Annotated in this window: 20 protein-coding genes; 10 read left to right on the top strand and 10 right to left on the bottom strand. The window is 68.2% G+C overall.

Translation table 11 applies throughout. From position 1 onward, the window contains the following. Window positions 1-54: 54 nt before the first annotated feature. Window positions 55-1,401 (bottom strand): helix-turn-helix domain-containing protein, encoded by a 1,347-nt coding sequence (locus ACWEH3_RS11245; RefSeq protein WP_450020145.1) that lies wholly within the window; start codon window positions 1,399-1,401, stop codon window positions 55-57. Between the two features lie 152 nt (window positions 1,402-1,553). Here ACWEH3_RS11245 and ACWEH3_RS11240 point away from each other — a divergent pair, with 152 nt between their 5' ends. The 4 genes from ACWEH3_RS11240 to ACWEH3_RS11225 are packed head-to-tail and all read left to right on the top strand — an operon-like array spanning window position 1,554 to window position 3,993. Further along, complete coding sequence (locus tag ACWEH3_RS11240; protein WP_450020142.1) at window positions 1,554-1,784, top strand: hypothetical protein; 231 nt, start codon at window positions 1,554-1,556, stop codon at window positions 1,782-1,784. A gap of 6 nt (window positions 1,785-1,790) precedes the next feature. Further along, complete coding sequence (locus tag ACWEH3_RS11235; protein ID WP_450020140.1) at window positions 1,791-2,750, top strand: radical SAM protein; 960 nt, start codon at window positions 1,791-1,793, stop codon at window positions 2,748-2,750. Then, on the top strand, window positions 2,747-3,361 hold the full coding sequence (locus tag ACWEH3_RS11230) for a 3'-5' exonuclease (RefSeq protein WP_450020138.1): 615 nt from the start codon (window positions 2,747-2,749) through the stop codon (window positions 3,359-3,361). Before ACWEH3_RS11235 ends, ACWEH3_RS11230 begins: the two co-directional genes overlap by 4 nt. Then, on the top strand, window positions 3,358-3,993 hold the full coding sequence (locus ACWEH3_RS11225; RefSeq protein ID WP_450020136.1) for an AAA family ATPase: 636 nt from the start codon (window positions 3,358-3,360) through the stop codon (window positions 3,991-3,993). Before ACWEH3_RS11230 ends, ACWEH3_RS11225 begins: the two co-directional genes overlap by 4 nt. 618 nt (window positions 3,994-4,611) lie before the next feature. On the opposite strand, the gene ACWEH3_RS11220 is transcribed toward ACWEH3_RS11225, so the two are convergent. Then, the gene (locus tag ACWEH3_RS11220; RefSeq protein WP_450020134.1) at window positions 4,612-5,952 is read right to left on the bottom strand and encodes a CoA transferase; all 1,341 of its coding nucleotides are present in this window, start codon (window positions 5,950-5,952) and stop codon (window positions 4,612-4,614) included. Between the two features lie 667 nt (window positions 5,953-6,619). Between ACWEH3_RS11220 and ACWEH3_RS11215 the strand changes: the two genes are divergently transcribed. Beyond that, window positions 6,620-7,489: a serine hydrolase gene (locus ACWEH3_RS11215; protein WP_450020132.1), complete on the top strand. Its 870-nt coding sequence runs from the start codon at window positions 6,620-6,622 to the stop codon at window positions 7,487-7,489. Here the strand turns inward: ACWEH3_RS11215 and ACWEH3_RS11210 are convergent. Beyond that, entirely contained in the window at window positions 7,474-8,424 is a 951-nt protein-coding gene (locus ACWEH3_RS11210; protein WP_450020130.1) for a LysR family transcriptional regulator, read from the bottom strand. The genes ACWEH3_RS11215 and ACWEH3_RS11210 overlap by 16 nt on opposite strands. Window positions 8,425-8,507: 83 nt before the next feature. On the opposite strand from ACWEH3_RS11210, the gene ACWEH3_RS11205 reads away from it, so the two are divergent. Together ACWEH3_RS11205 and ACWEH3_RS11200 are read left to right on the top strand one after the other, a co-directional pair. Next, window positions 8,508-9,488, top strand: coding sequence for an MBL fold metallo-hydrolase (locus ACWEH3_RS11205; protein ID WP_450020128.1), 981 nt, complete (start codon window positions 8,508-8,510; stop codon window positions 9,486-9,488). An 80-nt stretch (window positions 9,489-9,568) separates the two neighbouring features. After that, window positions 9,569-10,327, top strand: coding sequence for a thioesterase II family protein (locus ACWEH3_RS11200; protein WP_450020126.1), 759 nt, complete (start codon window positions 9,569-9,571; stop codon window positions 10,325-10,327). Window positions 10,328-10,342: 15 nt separating this feature from the next. Here the strand turns inward: ACWEH3_RS11200 and ACWEH3_RS11195 are convergent, their stop codons facing one another. The 3 genes from ACWEH3_RS11195 to ACWEH3_RS11185 all read right to left on the bottom strand — a co-directional run bounded on the left by ACWEH3_RS11195 (window position 10,343) and on the right by ACWEH3_RS11185 (window position 13,240). After that, complete coding sequence (locus ACWEH3_RS11195; RefSeq protein ID WP_355078435.1) at window positions 10,343-10,732, bottom strand: DUF2784 domain-containing protein; 390 nt, start codon at window positions 10,730-10,732, stop codon at window positions 10,343-10,345. A 46-nt stretch (window positions 10,733-10,778) separates the two neighbouring features. Beyond that, window positions 10,779-12,209, bottom strand: a complete 1,431-nt coding sequence (locus ACWEH3_RS11190) for an SDR family NAD(P)-dependent oxidoreductase (RefSeq protein ID WP_450020124.1) — start codon at window positions 12,207-12,209, stop codon at window positions 10,779-10,781. Window positions 12,210-12,307: 98 nt separating this feature from the next. Then, entirely contained in the window at window positions 12,308-13,240 is a 933-nt protein-coding gene (locus tag ACWEH3_RS11185; RefSeq protein ID WP_450020122.1) for an alpha/beta fold hydrolase, read from the bottom strand. A 351-nt stretch (window positions 13,241-13,591) separates the two neighbouring features. On the opposite strand from ACWEH3_RS11185, the gene ACWEH3_RS11180 reads away from it, so the two are divergent. Together ACWEH3_RS11180 and ACWEH3_RS11175 are read left to right on the top strand one after the other, a co-directional pair. After that, on the top strand, window positions 13,592-14,737 hold the full coding sequence (locus ACWEH3_RS11180) for an acyl-CoA dehydrogenase family protein (protein ID WP_450020120.1): 1,146 nt from the start codon (window positions 13,592-13,594) through the stop codon (window positions 14,735-14,737). Continuing rightward, on the top strand, window positions 14,721-15,416 hold the full coding sequence (locus ACWEH3_RS11175) for a TetR/AcrR family transcriptional regulator (RefSeq protein WP_450020118.1): 696 nt from the start codon (window positions 14,721-14,723) through the stop codon (window positions 15,414-15,416). The genes ACWEH3_RS11180 and ACWEH3_RS11175 overlap by 17 nt, the downstream gene beginning before the upstream one ends. Here ACWEH3_RS11175 and ACWEH3_RS11170 read toward each other — a convergent pair. Continuing rightward, complete coding sequence (locus ACWEH3_RS11170) at window positions 15,398-15,724, bottom strand: hypothetical protein (RefSeq protein WP_450020116.1); 327 nt, start codon at window positions 15,722-15,724, stop codon at window positions 15,398-15,400. The two genes, ACWEH3_RS11175 and ACWEH3_RS11170, sit on opposite strands and share 19 nt — an antisense overlap. A 230-nt stretch (window positions 15,725-15,954) precedes the next feature. Between ACWEH3_RS11170 and ACWEH3_RS11165 the strand changes: the two genes are divergently transcribed. Further along, complete coding sequence (locus ACWEH3_RS11165; RefSeq protein ID WP_450020114.1) at window positions 15,955-16,713, top strand: DUF4190 domain-containing protein; 759 nt, start codon at window positions 15,955-15,957, stop codon at window positions 16,711-16,713. Window positions 16,714-16,719: 6 nt separating this feature from the next. Here the strand turns inward: ACWEH3_RS11165 and ligD are convergent, their stop codons facing one another. The 3 genes from ligD to ACWEH3_RS11150 form a co-directional block, all read right to left on the bottom strand. After that, the gene (gene ligD, locus ACWEH3_RS11160; protein ID WP_450020112.1) at window positions 16,720-17,721 is read right to left on the bottom strand and encodes a non-homologous end-joining DNA ligase; all 1,002 of its coding nucleotides are present in this window, start codon (window positions 17,719-17,721) and stop codon (window positions 16,720-16,722) included. Next, window positions 17,718-18,803, bottom strand: a complete 1,086-nt coding sequence (locus tag ACWEH3_RS11155) for an ATP-dependent DNA ligase (protein ID WP_450020169.1) — start codon at window positions 18,801-18,803, stop codon at window positions 17,718-17,720. Before ACWEH3_RS11155 ends, ligD begins: the two co-directional genes overlap by 4 nt. Window positions 18,804-18,929: 126 nt before the next feature. Further along, on the bottom strand, window positions 18,930-19,361 hold the full coding sequence (locus ACWEH3_RS11150) for a cold-shock protein (protein ID WP_379255461.1): 432 nt from the start codon (window positions 19,359-19,361) through the stop codon (window positions 18,930-18,932). Window positions 19,362-19,363 lie beyond the last annotated feature (2 nt).

Below are 19,363 nucleotides of genomic sequence, written 5' to 3'. Positions count from 1 at the left end.
ACTCCACTCGAGGCTCCTACCGTGACGGGTTCGTGCACGTTGTGCGGTGCGTACCTAGTGGGTCAACTCCCGCGCAGCACCGGTCTGGCCCGCAGCGTGCAGTACGGTCGCCGTGGCGCGCAGCTGATTGAGCGTGCGGTGAGACCCGGTGTCGGCGACGATCCCAGCCGCATAACCTGCGATCTCCACCGCCTCCGACCACGAACCTACTCCTGCGTGCGCGGTGGACAGTCGGGCCAGTCCCATGCCTAGATCGCGGCGGCCGTACGCGCTCCAGTCGCTCATCCGCTGTTCCGAGATCACCAGCGCTTCCTCGGGGTGCCCGAGTTCGATCCAGCACTGCGCAGCCTCCATTGCCACATAAGCAGGTGAGCAGTAGCCAGCGAGATCGTCCGGGTCCTCGGCCGGCTCGGCCGCCGCTTCCGCCGCCCGGGTGAGCGCATCGACACACGCCATGACGTCGGCGCGCTCGCCTGATCGCGCGCGTGCCGCATAGACATTCGCCTGCTGGCGCAGCAGGACGGCGCGCTGTTGCGAAGTGAGGGCGTCCGCGCGCAACAGTGCTTCGTCGATGAAATATGCTGCGTTGGAAAGCTTCCCGGCGTCGCTGGCGATATTGGAACTCCGCATCAATACGTAGGCGTGGAACTGGACATCGTTCGCGGCCTTGGCATGCGTGAGGGCGATTTTGGACCAGGATTCGGCAGCTTCGAGATCCCCGGAGTCCTGCTGGAGCCAGCCCAGTAGTTCGGCATAGCGACCTGCCGCGTACTGCAGTCGGCGGCGACCTATGCTGCCGTCGCGGCTGGCGGCTAGGCGCTGGTCGATGAATGTGAGGTCGTTCCGCACGACTCCGACCAAGTCATGTGGCCCCGTCAGCTGGTCGCGGACCGAGTGTCCGGCCAACGTGGAGAGCATCGCAGCTGCCAGTTGAGCTTCTGTCGGCGTATGGATTGCCGCGGCGAGCCGCTCTGGAAGCGCGGTGCTCGATCGCGGCGGCGCAGAAACGGCCTCCTGCTGATCGGGCGGAAGTTCGAACCACAGCAGCAGCGGGGGAATTCCCAAGATTCGCGCGTAAGTCGACAGCGTATCGAGGTTTGTCACTCGTACGCGACCTTGTTCGATCCGAGAGAGGTGTCCCTGAGTGATCGACAGCCACCGCGCCATATCCTCCTGGGTTACCCGGTGGCGCCCATGCTGGGGATGCCGTCGGTAGGCCCGGATGGCCTTGCCGATGTCGCGAGCGTCGAGTGCCTGGCGAAGGTCCCCCGACCACCATGCGTGATCAGGTAGCGACGGCAGCCGATCGTCAGCACCGCGGCATCGGCCGCAGAGAAGCCCCGACGGCACCTGCGCTGCGCACCGCGGACACAAATCCGGTGCCGCATCGAAATCGACCATCACACAACCCTTCCCCCTCGATCAACATGAGTAGTCCTCGGATGCATAAAACGTATGCATTTTCAGCGCTTCTGCTCTCGCTGGTCATGTCCCCAAAATCGTAGCCACCAGGTCGATGCTACGACGGCTCGATCCACATGAAGGGCGCTTATATGAACACTTTCCACGATCCGATCAGCGTTTCGCTACAAAATCGAGCGACCGCCCGAAGGCCGCTACCTATCCTCACCGCCGATCAGCAGGCGGAGCTGAATCCAGGTCTGCGACAGGTGATCGACTACCGCAAGAGCGGGCTGTCGGCGAACTGGATCGTCGGTTGTCCGCTGGATTGCACCTACTGTGTACGCCATACCTTCGACAACTTTGGGATGAAGGTACCTTGACGGCTGATGGACGAGGAAAACGCAGCTCGGATGCTGCTGCGCAACAAGCACTTCCGCCCGCATGTGACCCCGATCCAGCTGCTGAACAGAGCGACCGATCCCATGCTTCCCGCGGTGAAGCCGCACACCCTCGAGATGCTGCGTCTACTCGATGAGCAGGGTATTACCAACCACGTCCTGCTCATCACGCGGTGGCGGATCGAGCCAGAGGACTGCCCGGTCCTCAACACCTTCCACAACATCCGGCTGACCGTCCTGGTCACGCACAGTGGAATCGAAGACGAGCGCATCGAACCGGTCGACTCCAATATCGCGGCGACTTCGCTGCGGACCGCGTTCGAGCACGCCGAGAGCTATCGCGTGATCCTCTACTGGCGCCCGATCGTGCCGGAGCTCAACGACTCCGACGCCCATCTGGACCGGGCGCGTGAACTCAGCCATTTCGCCCACGCCACCGTCTTCACAGGCCTTTTCTTCAAAGACCAGATCCGCGACTACTACCGGGAGAACGGTCTGCCCGGGCTGTACGACGACAATCCCTCACGCAAGATATTCCCCGAGCAGTTGGAGCAGCGGATTCTGGCCAATCGTGCCGGGTTCGGATCGCCGTTGTTCCGGAAGACGAGTTGCGGGGTGACCTTCGCGCATAGCGTCGCCGACTACAACGGGCACTACGGTGTCCGAGAGTTGTGTGATATCTGCCCTGTCGCACAGATCAAACGCTGCGCGGACGATTGGCAGCGCCCAGGCGAGGAATCGACCGCGGCCTGGGTTCAGCGGCTCGGCGGCCAGTTGCTCGAGATCACCAACCGAGCGGTGATCGTTGAGGGACTGCCCGAAGGGCGTCGCAACTTCCTTCAGCACAATCTCGGCTACCAGGTCAACGACATCAGGCGCCCACACCACTTCGGCAGGCACGGACGGGCAGACACCGGATGGGTTCACACACAGGAGGCGACACGATGAAGGTTCCCGACGCACTGCACGGCAAAGACTTCGCTGTCGTCGATGTCGAAGGCAATGGGCAGACGCCACCCGAAATCATCGAGATCGCGATCCTGCCGGTCTCCGGCGCGATGGTGGGGGTCGACGATATGCGGTCGTGGCTGGTCCGCCCCGCCCGGCCGATCACCCCGATCGTGACCCGCAAGGTCCATGGCATCACCAACGCCGACGTGGCCGAATGCCCGACCTGGCCGGAGGTGTCGGAAAAGATCGAGGCGGCCCTGACGGGAAGGGTCCTGATCGCGCACAACGCGAATCTGGAAAGGCGGGTTCTCTCCGAACACCTGCCGGACTGGACACCACCGATGGTGCTCGACACGTTGAGACTCGCCAAAGCGGTGTGGCCCGGCATCGGTGGTTACGCACTGGAAAAGCTGGTCACCCACGCGGAGCTGGACACAACCGCGGTCTCAGATCACGGCCATCACCGCGCCGGGTGGGACACCTGGGCGGCCTGGCAGCTGCTGGTGCGGCTGGTTCACGAAGGCGGATTCCGTTGGGACGAACTCGTGCAGGCGGCGGCGCCTGCGGAGTTCATTCCGCCGAGAGAACCAGAAGGACGGCTGTGGTGAGCACCGATTTCGTACGCCCAGTGACCGTCGCGGTCACCGGGACGCACTCGACCGGCAAGACCACCTTCCTGCGGCAGGTCACCGGACAGCTGCATCGCGAACGCGTCGAGGTGGCGGTCGTTGCCGACCTCGGCGCGGAGGCCACGGAGCACGGGTTGCCGATCCTCCAGCAACACACGTGGGCATCGACACTGTGGATCGTCTCGCGCGGAATGTCTCTGGAAGCGCAGGCTTGGAGCCGGGCGGACGTGGTCCTGGTCGATCGGCCCGTATCGGATGCGCTCGGATATTACGAAGCCGCTTTGGAATACCGGGGCGATCAACCCGATCCCGTGAACATCGACCAGCTCGAGCAGCTGGTTACTCGGCACGCCGGTCACTATGACCTCATCCTGCGCACGGTGCTCGATCCGAGAATCCCATTGGACCTGAGCAAGCCACGGGGCACCGATCCGGAATTCCGGTCGCTGGCCGACCGGCACGTCGCGAAGGTCCTCGAACGACTCGGCATCGGACATGACCTGCTTCCCTCCGACGGGCACGATCGCGTCCTCGCCGAAGTGATGGCCTTTGTCAAGGGTCGCCTCGACGCGGGGCCGATGAGAACGACGATCGCCGATGACGAGGCCTAGGGGCTCGATGCACGAGATGGCAGGACACACCAGCGACCTACCGCAACGAACACCGTTCCTCGGGCCGCTTGCTACCTGGAACGGATTGCCCATCGAGGTGTTGACGGACTATCTCACCGCCCTCCGTGAATGGGCGGAGGCTCCGGAAGCGCCCCGGGGCCGGAGTGGATGCTCCTCTGACTCCGGTGACTCCCAACCCCAAAACGACATGAGGATGCAGACGGCAATGAGCTCGAATTGGTGGCAAGACGATGGCGAACCATCCGGTGCGGGGTATAGCGTCCAGGACATCGTCGACCGTGTCCAAGCGGAGTGGAGAGCCAGCCGACGGGGACCTACGGGCTGGCCTCACCCAGCCCCCGAGCGGCCCTTGAACGTCGAAGAAGCGCACGCGACCATGCAGCAGCACCGAGGCTGCCGCGCAACCGAGTGCCCTCGGAAGGAGGCGGCACGCCAAACGCTGATCAGCGCCGGACGCATGAAGCCGGACACGTCACGAGAGCACTGAAGTCGTTGCGGTGTCTCAGCGTCATGCCGAAGCATACGACGCGCGGAGCATCATTTCATCGCGCGAGATCGGGGGCGCCGCCGAACGAATTCCGCGGCGCCCCAGCGGGATCAGTGGGTCGGCAGGGGCCAGGCGGGGCGGTCCGCGCCGTAGGCGGGTGCGGGCCAGGCGTAGTCCGGGTATTCGGGGAGTACGGGGGGCGCGGTGACGACTTGTCCGTGCCGGACCACCTGCGCTGCGCTCGGCTCCGCGGCTGCCGGATGACGTGGTGTGCGGTCGGGCGCGCTGAGCAGCCAGGACGCGGTGCGGGCCAGAGCCACACGCACGTCCCGCCCGATGCCGTCGCTCGCGCGCGCGACCAAGGCGTCGATCACTCCGGCGGCGAGCAGGTAACCCGAAGCGTGGTCGAGCGCCTGCGCGGGTAGCGCCCCTGGCACGGAGGGCGCGCCCTCCAGGATCGAGATGCCGGATGTGGCCTGCACGATGCTGTCGAAGCCACGCCGCTCACCCCACGGCCCGGCTTCACCCCAGGCGGACACCCGCCCGTGGATCAGCCCTGGGCGGGCGGCGGCCCGCACCCCGGCGCGCTCCAGCGCGCCCGGCCGGTAACCGGTGATCAGCACGTCGGCGGCGGCGATCAGATCATCGAGGCCACTGGTGCGCAGATCGACCAACGCCGAGCGCTTGCCCTGACAGGTGTCGGCGAATTGCCAGGGGATCTCGGGCAGTTGCGGCGGGTCGACCCGCAGCACTTCGGCGCCGAGCAAAGCCAGCGCCCGCGTCGCGACCGGGCCCGCGATCACCCTGGTCAGATCGAGCACACGCAATCCTCGCAGCGGCTGCAAAGGTGCGGCGCCCGCAGGCAATCCAGCTTCCCCGCGGTCGGCGCGCCGGTCGATCGCGACCAATGGGCCCGCCGCCGCGGCCTGTCCTTCCGGGCTCGCGGTCCACTCCTCCTCGGTGCGGACGCGGACCGCGATAGCGCCCTGCGCGGAGGCCTGTTCCTCCAGATCCGAGGCGCGGATCATCGCAATGCGGGCGACGGCGAGATCGACCGGCACGGACTCGGGCAAGCCGAGTGTGGCGAGCAGTCGCGCCCGGTGATGCGGATAGTTGGCGTGCGTGCGAACCCATCCGTCGAAGGTGGGGAAGAAGCCGGAGAGGTCGGCGAACTGCGTCGGCAGTTGGCCGCCGATGCGTAACAGACGCTCGCTGGAGAAGGCCGCGGTGATGCGGGCCGGGTCGATGCGATGCGCCACCAGGGCCAGACCGCGGGCCGCTCGCATGCGGTTCGCCGCGGCGGTCAGCGCCGCGACCGACCCGGCGGCGAGTGCCCAGACCGGTAGTGTCGCAGCGAGATTGCTACCTGGATCGGGCGCGGGGGAGACGGGTGAGGCGGTGACACCGATACCGGCCTCGTAGTCCTGGACGAGCCGTGCGTGCGTGTTCACTCGCTTCAGCGTAGTTGGCGCTACGGCGAACTCGGGTGCGGTGGTCGTCACACCGCGGCGGATGCGGTCCGCGGCTTCCGCGCCGCACCGTCGTTCCGTGGTGTCACCTGCGCCGATTCGGTTCGGCGACCGGTGTGACCCGCATGCGGGCGTGCCGCGCCTCGATGCGGCGGGGTGGTCGACGAACGGATGGCGCGCCCGTCCAGGTGGAACCCGTGGGCAGGCCCGAACGGCGACCGCCGGATCGCACAAGGGCGATGCCGGAATAGCGGACGAAATGCTGACGAGCTCGAGGCTCCGGCGTCTCGGGCGGTGGTGGATGCCGGGCCGGTCGCAGCACCCAAGCGGCACGAAAGAGCCTGTCCGAGCGGACTTCTCGCCAAGGAGGATAGTGGCGGGCGCGAAAACCGGACGTATCGGCCAGCGTGTCCACATGCTGCACCGCAGCAGCCGGCGCCTACTGGGCCGACCGCCCCCCGCACCGCTACCTCGGCCGGATCGCTCAGTTGACCGACGAAATAAGTTCTCGTCTCACGGAATTGGCCGACTATCGGTAGCGGATCGCCGAACTCGAACAGTGAATCGCGCGGACGAGCCCCGGCGGCGCCTGAGCCGTCCGGCACGCCCCGGTGCCGTACCCGCCACCGCGGACGGGGATGCTGCATCGGTGCAGGAGATCTTTCGGACTGTCGGCGTCGAGGGGTGGGTGCATGCCCGGTGCGTCGATTGCGGCGCCGAGGCGGGCGTCCGGGCGGACGAACCGGTGGTGCTCGCCTCGGTGGTGAAGGTGCCGCTGGTCCTGGAGTTCGCCAGGCAAGTAGCGGCGGGACAGTTGGACCCCGCCGACCGAGTGCGGGCGCGGGCGGCGGATCGGCTCGGCGGCGTCGGCACGGCGGGCTGCGCCGACGACGTCGAGTTCAGCCTGCGCGACGCGGCGTACTTCGCGCTCACCGTCAGCGACAACACCGCGGCGGACCTGCTGTTCGACCGGGTGGGGCTGGACAACGTGCGCTCGCTGCTGCGTGAACTGGGCCTCGCCGCCACCCGCGTGGTGGGTCCGCCGCGCACCGTGGTGCAGTCCATGGCCGAGGACATCGGCGCGGCCGACGCGGACGAGTTCGCCCGCCGGTTTCCCTCGCTCGACGCCGAGCAGGTGCTGCGCACCCGCGCGCTGGACCCGCGGCGCACCACCGCGAGCACCCCGCGGGAGATGGCGCGGCTGCTCACCCTGATCGCCCGGGACGAGGCGGGCGCACCGGAGGCGTGCCGGTGGGTGCGTGATCTGATGCGTCAGCAGGTGAACTGGTACCGGCTCGCCGCCGCCTTTCCCCCGGACGTGCAGGTCTGGGCCAAGACGGGGACGTTGCCCGGTGTGCGCAACGAGGTCGGCGTCGTCGAGTATCCGGATGGAAAGCGTTATGCCGTGGCGGTTTTCACCCGCGCGGCGACCTTGGCGCAGCGGCTGCCGCAGGTGGATCGCGCCATCGGCGCAGCCGCCGTCGAGGCGATCGGCCGGATCGTTCACGGCGGGCCGTAGACGACGTTCCATGGCCGTTGCGGCGGGTCCGCGACCGGACTCGGCCGTGACGCGCCGTCGCCTTCCAGCACCGCGACGACCAGTTCGGCCAGCTCCCCCACCAGCGGATGCGCCACGCCCACCGGCCAGGCCAGCGTCAACCGATGACTCAGCGTGCCCTCCGGCAGTGGCCGCCAGACCACGCGGGGTTCCTTCTGCGCCACCATCCCCTGGTCGAAGGCCACACCCCGCCCCGAGAGCACCATGCCCAGGACGAATTCGGGATTGCGCGCGTGCTGCACCGACGCCGGGCGGAAGCCGTGCTCCCAGCAGCGGCGCAGCGTGGCGTCGTAGAGTCCGGGTGCGGCGGCGCGCGGGAAGATCACCAAGCCGTGCCCGGCGAGGTCGGCCAGTTCCAGCGCCGACCGCGCGGCCAGCGGCGAATCACGGGGCAGCACCACGCCGAGCGGCGTCTCCACCACCGGGCCGAGTTCCAGGCCGACCACGTCGACCGGGTGTTGCAGCACCCCGGCGTCCAATTGACGGTCGGCGAGCAGCCGGACCTGCTCGGCGGTGGTCAGTTCCTGCAGATCCACCCGGACGTCCCTGGCCTCGAACGCGGTGAGCAGCGCGGCGAGCACCCGCCCGGCCAGTTCGGGCGGCACTCCGATCCGCACGGCGTCCATCTCGCCCCGATGCGCCTTCCCGACCAGTGTTCTCGTCCGCTCCCAGCGCGCGAGCAGGTCTCGCGACTCGGCGAGCAGAATCTGCCCGGCCTCGGTGAGTTCGACGCGGCGGCTGTCGCGGTCGAACAGACGCGCGCCGAGGTCGGCCTCCAGGCGGCGGATGCGCTGGCTCAGCGGCGGCTGGGCGATGCCGAGCCGCTCGGCGGCCCGCCCGAAATGCAATTCCTCGGCGACGGCGACGAAATACCGGAGCTGGCGCAGCTGGTCCACGCTGCGACGATATCGCTTCCGATATCACCGAGCGCCGCCATCGGTCTTGGACACGGCCGCAGGGCATGTGGTGTGGTGCCCGCATGACTGGTTTCGGACGGCGTGAATTTCTCGGTGCGACGGCGGGCGCGGCCGCGCTGGCAGGGCTAGTCGCTTGCGCTACAACGGATTCCGTCGACAATGGTGCGGCGACTTCGGTGCCCGCGGGCGGATCGCCCGGCGGGGTGACGCTGCGGTGGTGGGGCAACAACAGCTGGGAGATCCGCCTGCCGGGGGGCAAGGTCGTGCTCATAGACCCCTGGCTGACCAGGTTCCATACCGGAACCTACACCGCCGAGGGCGCGGATCCGCAGACGCCGATCACCGTGGATACCGCGCTGATCGACCACTACGTCGACAGCGGTGAATTGCGCGCCGATCACATCCTGGTCACCCACGGCCACTACGACCACCTCACCGACGTGCCGTATCTGGCGAAGAAGACCGGAGCGACGGTGCTCGGCACCGAGACGCACCTGAACCTCATGGCCGCGCTCGGCGCTCCGGAGCAACAGCTCGCCTTGGCGACGGGCGGCGAATTCCTCCGTTTCGACGGGTACACCATCCGGGTGCTGCGTTCGCTGCACTCCGCTTCCGGGGCGCGTGCCACGGTGGCTTTCGCGGGTACCCGTCCAGGCCTGGGCGCGGGAGAACTGCCGCAGCCCCGAGTGATTCGTGATCTGGTCGAGGGCGGCACGCTCGCCTACGAGGTGAGCGGCGGCGGGGTGAGCGTGCTGAACTTCGGCGGCTCGAACTACATCGAGTCGGAACTGGCGGGCTTGCGCCCGGACGTGCTGCTGCTGCCCGCTGGAGGCGGAAAGATCCAGGACTACGTCGGGCGCCTGCTGCGCGCCACCGGCAACCCGCGCTACGTGCTGCCCACCCACTGGGACGACTTCGACCATCCACTCACCGAACCCGCTCGCGACTGGGGCGGTCTGGAGCCGCTACGAGCGGCGGTGCGTGCGGCGAGCCCGCGGAGCACTTTCGTCACCGTGGACCATCTACAGACCTTCACGCCCTGACCCGATGCGGCGCCCGGGGCGACTACCGTGGTCTGGTCCGGCCGCGCACCGGGACATGCGACGGAGAAGGGAGATCGAACATGGCAGGCGGTATCACCGACTCGGAGTGGTTGCGGACGCTGCGATCCGAGGCGGTCGTGCGGCATCACCTGCTGTGCTTCCCGCCGGGCGGAGGCTCGGCCACGGCATACCGAGATCTCGCACAGCGGTTCGGGCCGGGCGTCGCGGTGTCCGCGGTCCAGTATCCCGGGCGGCAGGACCGGTTGGGCGACGACCTGATCACCGACCTGGCCGCACTGGCGGACCGGATCGCGCGAGAGGTGCTCGCGCAGGGCGAGATCTCGTCGCTGTCCTTGTTCGGCCACAGCATGGGCGCGACCGTGGCGTTCGAGACCGCGCGCAGGCTGGAGCGCGCCGGGCAGCCGCTGGCCACCCTGTTCGTCTCCGGCCGTCCCGCACCGACATTCGAGGAGACGCAGCGGCTGCACCTCGCCTCCGACGACGCGCTCATCGATGAGCTGGCACGGCTGGCCTCGGATCCCGCTCCGCTGGATATGCTGCGCGCCGAGCCGGGCCTCGCCGAACTCGTGCTGCCCGCCGTGCGCGCGGACTATCGAGCGGTCGAGACCTATCGTCATCAGCCGGGAGAACCGTTGCGCGTCGACATCGCGGCGCTGGTCAGCACCGAGGACCCGACGATGCGACCCGAACAGGCCGACGAATGGCGAGCGCACACCAGCGGCGGATTCGATCGCGCGACGTTCCCCGGCGGGCATTTCTACCTGGACGAGCACGGCGCGCAGGTCGCGAGCTTCGTGGAGCGCCACCTCGGCGCCTGAGCACCGGCCGCCTCGTCAGTGCGGCGCGTGCACACGGGTGGCCGGGGTGGCCCGCCGGCGCAGCGCCCACCCATAGCCGATCCAGGACGCCACCACCAGCGCGGCCACGACTGCCCGCACCAACCCGAGTGCGCTTTCGGGGTAGATCACGCCGGTGATGTAGTGATCGATGAACCCGCTCGACGGCAGCCGCTGCTCCCCGGCACGCTCGCGCGCCCAGTTCTCCAGATACGTGAGCGGGCAGTCGATGCCGAACACGATCGTGCTGAATCCCCAGCAGACCGCGAGCACGTGCAGCCAGATCGTGCGCCCGAAGCGCCACGCGAGGAATCCGCCGACCACCACGTAGGCCACGAACGCGAAATGCGTGACGGCGGTGGCGTCGGCCAACAGCCGGTACAGCACGCTTCCAGCGTAACCTTCCCTCGCGCGGCTGGTCCCGAGCCGGCCGCTACCACGGGGAAGGCTGGTAGTCCTTGAGGAAGCAGCCGAACAGATCGATCCCGTTCTCACCCTGCACGATGGGGTCGTAGACCCGCGCCGCGCCGTCGACCAGGTCCAGCGGGGCGTGGAAACCTTCTTCGGCGAGGCGGATCTTGGTGTAGTGCGGGCGCTCGTCGGTGATCCAGCCGGTGTCGACCGCGGTCATCAGGATGCTGTCCTGCTCCAGCATCTCCCTGGCGCTGGTGCGGGTCAGCATGTTCAGCGCCGCCTTGGCCATATTGGTGTGCGGGTGTCCCGGACCCTTGTACGCGCGGGAGAACTGCCCTTCCATCGCGGAGACGTTCACGACGTACTTCCGGCGCGCCGCGGCGGCCGCCATCGCCGGGCGCAGGCGCGAGACGAGAATGAACGGCGCGACCGAGTTGCACAGCTGCACTTCCAGCAGTTCGGTCGGATCCACCTGCGTGACGGTCTGCACCCAGCTGTTGGTGTGCGCGAGATCGGGCACCAGGCCGCCCGCGTCGATCGCGACGCCGCGCGCGATCCGTTCCAGCGTCGCCGATCCGGCGACCAAGGCCAGCTCGGCGACATCGGCGGCGGTGAGCGCCGGGGTGAGCGAGGCGGTCAGCGCGGTGGGGTGCGCCTGCATGGTCTTGCCGAAGCTGACCACCTCCGGCAGCGCGCCCGCGGGCAGCGGGCCCGATTCCGCCTCGACCAGGGCGCTGTAGGCGCCGGGGGAGCGACGGACCGTCTGTGCGGCGTTGTTGATCAGGATGTCCAGCGGGCCCTGGGCGGCGACATCGTCGGCCAAGGCGACCACCTGGGCCGGGTCGCGCAGATCGATGCCGACGATGCGCAATCGGTGCAACCAGTCGGCGCTGTCGTCCATCGCGGCGAAACGCCGGATCGCGTCGTTGGGGAAGCGGGTCGTGATGGTGGTGTGCGCGCCGTCGCGCAGCAGTCGCAGCGCGATGTACATGCCGATCTTGGCGCGGCCGCCGGTGAGCAGTGCCCGCCGTCCGGTCAGATCGGTACGAGCGTCCCGTTTGGTGTGGCTGCGCGTCGCGCAGTCCGGGCACAGCTGGTGGTAGAAGGCATCGACCCGGGTGTAGCGCTGCTTGCAGATGTAGCAGGGACGCGGGCGGATCAGCGTGCCCGCGCTGGCTCCGGTGGTGGTGGAGCTGATCGGGATGCCCGCGGTCTCGTCATCGATCCGGTTCGGCGAGCCGGTCGCGGTCGCGGCGACCACCGCGCGGTCGGCGGCCGACACCGCCGCGCGCGCATCCGAGCGGCGCCGCTGCTTGAGCTTCTTGAACATGTGCCCGACCGCGCGCTGCACCGCCACCGAGTCGGGATGTTCCTTCTCGAGCGTTCCGGCCTGCTCCAAGACTCGAAGACAGGTCGCGAGGTCCTCGGGATCGATCATGCTTTCGGCCATCGCGGCGGGGGACATCCTTCATCGAGCTGGGCAGACGACCGGCCCATTGTCGCAAACTCGCCGGACCGGTCGCTCGCGCCCCGTCCGGTACGCCGTGGTCAGCTGCTGCGCGGGGCGATCGCCGCGCGGTCGGCGCGCAGGTCGTCGACGAAGTTGGCGATGGCCTCGGCGACCAGCAACGGCTCGGTGATCGGCAGCCAGTGATTCGCCGGGACGGCGCGGCGCCACAGCTTGTCCACCCAGCGCGCGGAGGCGTCGTAGACGGCGGCCGGGACGAACGGGTCGGTGGTGTCGACCAGTAGCTGAACCGGGACGGCGGTCCGCCGCACCCGCGGCTTGCCCAAGTGGTGCAGCAGATTCGCCTGCGCGATGCGCGCGCCCGCGAGCAGATCGCCACGCCAGGTGCGCGCGATCCGCGCGGGCAGCGGTGATACTCCCCCGAGCCCGCGCACGAGCAGGCCGCGCACGCGGGGCGGGTAGAGCCTGCGGGCCATCGGACCGGGCGTCAGCGCCCAGCGCGCACCGTGCAACCACCAGCCCAGGTCGCGGAGTTCGCGGCCCGCGCGGGGCGCCAGCGCGCGCAGCCACAGGCCGAGATGATCGAGGTTCGGTCCGGCGATCGCGGTGAACGAGGCGATGCGGGTGTTGGCACGCTCGTCGCAGACCGCTTCCCACAGTTGCACCGCGCCCCAGCCGTGGCCGCATGTGTGCACCGGCCTGCGCGGGCTGGCGGCGTCGATCACCGCGAAGAAGTCCTCCGCCAGAGTGCCGAGGCGATACTCCGACAGTACGGCGGGAACGGCCGAATCCCCGTGCCCGCGAACGTCATAGGTGATGATCCGGAAGCCGTCGGCCAGCAGGGCCGCGACCGTGGACCACACGCGATGGGTGTCGGTGAGGCCGTGCACCAGCACCAAGGGCTCCGCGGCGGCATCACCCCATTCGAAGACGGCGAGTTCGGCGCCGTCCCGGTCGACCGTCCAGGTGCGGTCCGGTCGGGGCGCTTCGGTGGTGTCGAGCAGTTCGGTCATGTCCTTACCTCATTCGCTGCCGGCTACCGATCCGATGGCACGTCGCCGTCGTGCCCGATGTCAGTAATTCCGATACGGACAGTACGAAGGATTGACCCCTGGAGGGAAAGGTAAAACACCCGAATATGGCGCAGCTCACCACCGGGATCGCGGCATGGGCGCCTGTTCTTCCGCAGCGCTCGGTCGGCCGCCCGCCTCCGCTCCTGGTCGGGCCTTGTCATCCGGACGGGCGGGCGCGGCTTCGGGGCCGTGACCTCGGCCCGCTCTCCTTGTTGACAACTCGCCAATAGTTCGGGAATCTGGGGCGTAACCGGCGACGGGGCCGGACCGGAGCTAGCAAAGGATCCAGCGATGGCGCGCGCGGCGTGGAGTGACGACGAGGTCGAGGCGGTACGAGACCTGGCGAAGACCTTCTTCGAGAAGGAGGTCGTGCCCCATGAGGAGAAATTCGTCGCGCAAGGGCACCCCGATCGTGCGCTGTACAACCGGGCCGGTGAACTCGGCCTGCTGTGTCCCGCGATTCCCGCCGAATACGGCGGTGGCGGCGGTACTTTCGCGCACGAAGCCGCCATCATCGAAGAGCAGGCCCGCGCCGGGGACGGATCGATGGGCATCCCCGTGCACAGCTCGATCATCGCTCCGTACCTGTACGAGTTCGGTTCCGAGGAACTCAAGCGGCGTGTGCTGCCCAAGGCCGCGAGCGGCGAGATCGTGCTGTCCATCGGCATGACCGAGCCGGGCACCGGATCGGACCTGCAGAACATCAAGACCCGCGCGGTACTGGAGGGCGACGAGTACGTCATCACCGGCTCGAAGATCTTCATCACCAACGGCTGGCTCTGCGACGGCATCATCATCGCCGCCAAGACCGACCCGGCCAAGGGCGCGGCCGGTGTCTCGCTGATCTTCGCCGAAGTCGGTGACGACACTCCCGGTTTCGAGCGCGGGCGCATCCTGAACAAGATCGGCGGCAAGGCCCAGGACACCGCGGAGCTGTTCTTCGACGGCCTGCGCGTGCCCGCGTCCAACCTCCTCGGCGGCGCCGAGGGGCAGGGCTTCTACCAGATGATGCAGATGCTCGCGCAGGAACGCCTGGTCACGGCGATCATCGCGGTCGCCATGATGGAGAAGGCGGTGCAGCTCACCGTCGATTACACCAAGGGCCGCGAAGCGTTCGGCAAACCGCTGTTCGCCATGCAGAACACCAAGTTCGAACTCGCCGAGTGCGCGACCATCACCAAGGTCTCGCGCACCTTCCTCGACGACTGCATCGACAAGCACCTGCGCGGTGAACTCGACATTCCCAGCGCTGCCATGTCGAAATACTGGCTGACCGATCAGCTCGGTATCGTGGTGGACCGCTGCCTGCAACTGTTCGGCGGCTACGGCTACATGACGGAGTATCCGATTTCCCAGCTCTACACCGGCGCCCGCGTCCTGCGCATCCTGGCGGGCAGCAACGAGGTGATGAAGGATCTCATTGCCCGCTCTCTCTGACACCAGGAGTGCGGCCGCGGACGGTGGCGCCGACCCGGCGCTACCGCGCCGCCGCAGGCTCGAACCCGACGAGCGGCGCGCGCAGATCCTCGCCTGCGCGATCGACATGTTCGGCGAGCGCCCGTACGCGGCCGTCTCCACCGCCGAACTGGCGCAGCGCGCGGGCGTCGCGCGCGGTCTGATCAACCACTATTTCGGCAACAAGCGCGACCTCTATCTCGCGGTGGTGCGGCGCATGGTGACGTTGCCGAAGCTCGACAACATGGTCGTGCCCACCGGCAGCTGGCGTGAGCGGGTCGACGCCAGCGTGCGCTGGCTGCTGGACACCATCGCCGAGCACGGCAGCACCTGGGTGAAGGTGACCAGCCACGAGGGCGTCGGTGACGATCCCGAGGTGCAGCAGATTCTCGACGCCGCCGACGACGCGGCGGCCGAGCGCTTGCTGCTGATGGTCGGCCTCGCCGATTCGGCACACGACGCCGAACTGCGCGCGATGGTGCGTGCCTACGGTGGTCTGGTCAAGGTCGCGGGCCGGGAATGGATCACGCGCGGCACGCTCACCCGCGCGCAGGTGCACGAGCTGCTGTGCGACATGCTGCTGACGCTGGTCACCGAATCGCTGCCCAAGGTCGACCGCAGGCAGTCACCCGGCGGCCCGGATCACCGCTCGCCGCTGTAGCGAATCGGACGCAAGGCGCCCGGCCCGTGGCCGTGGCGGCCGTGCTTCAGTTCGATCGCCTGTTCCCGGTGATGTTCGACGAGCAGGGCGCCGACGCCGGTGATCCACAGCGCGGCCGTCACGACCACACCGACGCCGGTCCAGCCGGTGAACCCGTATCCGGCGGCGGTCAGAGTGCAGGCCAGCGCTACGAGGCCGAGGGTGCACAACACGATGCCCGGCAGGTTGAAGTTGTCGTCGAGCAAATCTCCGGCCCTGGCATGCCAATGCGGGGTATCCCGGCCGCTCGACGTCGTCTTATCGGACATGGATCCTCCTGGATAAAGGCCGCGGTCAGGTGGGTCGTCTGTCGACCAGCATGCGCCTCGGCTAACAGATTCGCGAGAGTTGCGACACGTTTGTTATTACGGCCCGATCACAAATATCCGACACTTCGAATCATCTTTTCGCCGCGCGCGCCCTATTCTGTGTCGGTATATCGGGGCGGGTCCGGGCAGTCCGAGGTTCCTGCGCGGTGTTGGTGTGGAGAGGGACCTGAATGACACGGGCAGAACGGCGTGATACGGATCGCTGGCCGCAGGCGCAGCCGGAGGATCGCTGGTCGGAGCCGGAGCCCGACGGCCGCTGGGCGGACGACGAGGACGAGCGCTGGCCCGAGCAGCCGCCGAGCCGCCGCCGGACGGGCCGACTGCGGGTGGAGATCCCGCCGATCGTCAATCCGTACGCGATCGTCGCGCTCGTAGCGGCACTGCTGGGGCTGTTCCCGGTCGCCATCGTGTTCGGCTTCATCGCCTTCAGTCACCCGCGCGGCCGGGTCATGGCGATGTTCGCGCTGCTGCTCGGCGTCGCCGAGATCACCGCGGTGGCCGGGTTCGTCCTGCTGACGGGCAACTGGCTGCCGGACGTGATGAACCGCCAGTCCGTGATCGCGCCCACGCCCGTCGCGTCGGTGCCCACGACCGTCGAACGTCCGGTGGCGACGACCACGGCGGCGGCGCCGAGCCCCGCCGCGACCACCACCTCCTCGGTTGCCCAGGGACCGGTCACGAAGGGTTCGTCGTGCACCGAGGCGCAGCTCGGCCAGATCGGCAGCGCCGCCGACGGTGGCACCCTGATCTGCCTCACCACCTCCGGCGGCTATCAGTGGGCGGGGCCGCACGTCGTAGCGACCGCCGTGCAGCAGGCGGGGTCGAAGTGCGACGCTTCCGGGGCGAAGACCGGACGCACCGCCGACGGCCGGGCCCTGGTGTGCGAACTCAGCGGCCGTAGCGGCACCTGGGTGCTGTGGACCGAATAACGCTCGCTATTCGGCCTTCTTGGCGCGGCTCGGCTGCACCCTGGGCGGCTCGTTGGGCATCTTCGGATATTGCGGGGGCCACGGCGCGTCCATGAGACCGGCCGCCATGTCCCGGTCGGACATCTCCAGCAGCGGGGCGATGGACTGGGGCGCACGGTCGGCCCACGGGTCGCCCGATGCGGCGTACCGTGCCGGGACGGTCGCGATGGTCAGCTCGTCGGGCACCACCGAATCCAGATCCGCCCAGCTGATCGGCGTCGAGACCTGCGCGCCGACCTTCGGCCGCACACACCAGGCGCCGAACACCGTTTTGTGCGGCGCGTTCTGATTGAAATCGATGAAGACCCGGTTGCCGCGTTCTTCCTTCCACCACTGCGCGGTGATGTCCTGCGGGAACCGGCGCTCCAATTCGCGGGCCAGCGCCACCGCGGCGGCCCGCACTTGATAACCGTCCCACTTCGGTTCCAGCGCCGAGTAGAGGTGCAAGCCGCGTGAGCCGGAGGTCTTGATCCAGGATTCGATGCCTAGTTCGGCGAGCAGATCTCTGGTGCGTATCGCGGCGTGCCGGAGGTCGGCGAAGGTGATGCCCGGCGAAGGATCGAGGTCGATGCGCAGTTCGTCGGCGATCTCCAGATTGTCGGCGCGGTTGGGCCAGACGTGGAACCCGAGGCACCCCTGGTTCACCGCCCACAGGATGTGGGCGAGATCGTGCGCGACGAGGGCGTCGCTGGTGGTGCCGTTCGGTGTGGACACCTCCACGGTGTGCAGCCAGTCCGGCGCGGATTTCGGCACCCGTTTCTGGAACCAGGACTTGCCGGACGCCCCGTCCGGATACCGCTCCAGCAGCAGTGGACGTCCGCCGACCACATTCAGGAACGGCTCGGCGATCGCCTGGTAGTACCGCACCAGATCGAGTTTCGTCTCGCCGCGCTTGGTGAAATAGATCTTGCCCGGATTGCTGATCGTGACGGTCCGGCCGTCGGTCTCGATGTCCACGGACTCGGTCATCGCGCCGCGCCTTCGCCGAACAGCGTGCTCAATTCCGCGGGCGCGACCTCGTCCAGCTGCGCGTAGGTACACGATTCCGGCGTACGGTCGGTGCGGAAGCGCACCAGCCTGCCGCCGTGGCGCAGCCGTCCCGACTGCACGTGCTCGTAGCGCACCTCGGCGACCAGCTCCGTCCGCAACGCCTCCCAGGACAGATCCTTGCCGCCGGTCCAGCGGCTGACGCCGCCGGGCATCTTGCCCTCCGCCGCCGCCTGCGCCGCGGCGTCGGCCCAATCCCGCCAGGGATGGTTGTCGAGCGCGTTCTCCCGCAGTGGCGCGAGCTCCTCGACCAGTTCCTTGCGCCGGGCCGCGGTGAAGCTGCTGGCCACGCCGACGTGGTGCAGGCGGCCCTCGTCGTCGAACAGTCCGAGCAGCAGCGAGCCGACCCCGGCCCCGTCCTTGTGCCAGCGGAAGCCGGCCACCACGCAGTCGGCGGTGCGCTCGTGCTTGACCTTCAGCATCACCCGCTTGTCCTGGAGATAGGCGAGGTCGTCGGATTTGACCATCACGCCGTCGAACCCCGCGCCCTCGAAACGGGTGAACCAGTCCTCTGCGACGTCGGGATCGTGGGTGAGCGGAGTCAGGTGCACGCGCGCGAGCGCGGTGTCCAGGATCGTTTCCAGCAGCCGCCTGCGTTCGATGAACGGCTCCCCGGTCAGATCCTTGTCGCCGAGGGCGAGCAGATCGAAGGCCACGAAACTGGCCGGCGTCTCCGCGGCCAGCTTGGCGACCCTGGAGGCGGCCGGATGCAGCCGGTTCTGCAAGGTGTCGAAATCCAGACCCTGTTCGGTGACCACCACGATCTCGCCGTCCACCACGCAGCGGTCCGGCAGCGCCTGCTTCAGCAATTCGGCGACCTCGGGAAAATACCTGGTCAGCGGCCGGTCATTGCGCGAGCCGAGTTCCACTTCGGTGCCGTCGCGGAACACGATGCAGCGGAAACCGTCCCATTTGGGTTCGTAGCTCAGGCCCGGCTCGCGGGGCACCGCGGGCGCGGATTTGGCCAGCATGGGCCGCACTGGTGGCATCACCGGTAGATCCACGCGATCCTCCTCGGGTTCGATCCTCACCCATATCGACGGTGCGCGCGGACCGAACTCATCGGTATGTGGCCGCGGCCTCGGCTCGATCGTAGGCGGGTGCCCCGACAGGTTCGTGGACTTCGCCGGTCAGTTCTCCAGCCAGCCGTGCTGGTCGGCGAACGCGGTGAGCCGGTCGCGGATGGTGAGGATCTCACCCGCGGTGAGCGCGGGGCTGGCGTCCAAGAGCAGCTCGGTGATCAGGCGCTGGTGCTCGGCGACGGTGAGCTGTCCCGAACCCGCCCTGTCCTTCCCCTTGTGCCGGGCGGGGGGTGCGGACGACCCGCCGACCACGGTGAGATTGACCGCCTTGGGTCCGCGGTCGCCTTCGGTCACCTCGAACTCGAACACCCGTCCCTGTCGCAACTCGTCCTCGTCCAGGCCGATGTCGTTGACGTGGACGAACACATCGGGTCCACCGTCCTCCGGCCGAATGAATCCGAATCCCCGAGAGCTGTCGAACGACACCAATTTCCCTATGGACACCAACACCCGCTCCTCGTCGCCGTCGCTACTCGGCAACT

Source organism: Nocardia sp. NPDC004718, assembly GCF_053601535.1.
Note: the sequence above shows the minus strand (reverse complement) of the source record. Positions and strands in the feature narration are given on the sequence as shown.

Excerpts from the sequence above, each read along its gene's own strand:
- ACWEH3_RS11245 (WP_450020145.1), bottom strand. The coding sequence starts at position 1,401 with ATGGTCGATTTCGATGCGGCACCGGATTTGTGTCCGCGGTGCGCAGCG.
- ACWEH3_RS11240 (WP_450020142.1), top strand. The coding sequence starts at position 1,554 with ATGAACACTTTCCACGATCCGATCAGCGTTTCGCTACAAAATCGAGCG.
- ACWEH3_RS11235 (WP_450020140.1), top strand. The coding sequence starts at position 1,791 with ATGGACGAGGAAAACGCAGCTCGGATGCTGCTGCGCAACAAGCACTTC.
- ACWEH3_RS11230 (WP_450020138.1), top strand. The coding sequence starts at position 2,747 with ATGAAGGTTCCCGACGCACTGCACGGCAAAGACTTCGCTGTCGTCGAT.
- ACWEH3_RS11205 (WP_450020128.1), top strand. The coding sequence starts at position 8,508 with ATGACTGGTTTCGGACGGCGTGAATTTCTCGGTGCGACGGCGGGCGCG.
- ACWEH3_RS11200 (WP_450020126.1), top strand. The coding sequence starts at position 9,569 with ATGGCAGGCGGTATCACCGACTCGGAGTGGTTGCGGACGCTGCGATCC.
- ACWEH3_RS11190 (WP_450020124.1), bottom strand. The coding sequence starts at position 12,209 with ATGGCCGAAAGCATGATCGATCCCGAGGACCTCGCGACCTGTCTTCGA.
- ACWEH3_RS11185 (WP_450020122.1), bottom strand. The coding sequence starts at position 13,240 with ATGACCGAACTGCTCGACACCACCGAAGCGCCCCGACCGGACCGCACC.
- ACWEH3_RS11180 (WP_450020120.1), top strand. The coding sequence starts at position 13,592 with ATGGCGCGCGCGGCGTGGAGTGACGACGAGGTCGAGGCGGTACGAGAC.
- ACWEH3_RS11170 (WP_450020116.1), bottom strand. The coding sequence starts at position 15,724 with ATGTCCGATAAGACGACGTCGAGCGGCCGGGATACCCCGCATTGGCAT.
- ACWEH3_RS11165 (WP_450020114.1), top strand. The coding sequence starts at position 15,955 with ATGACACGGGCAGAACGGCGTGATACGGATCGCTGGCCGCAGGCGCAG.
- ligD (WP_450020112.1), bottom strand. The coding sequence starts at position 17,721 with ATGACCGAGTCCGTGGACATCGAGACCGACGGCCGGACCGTCACGATC.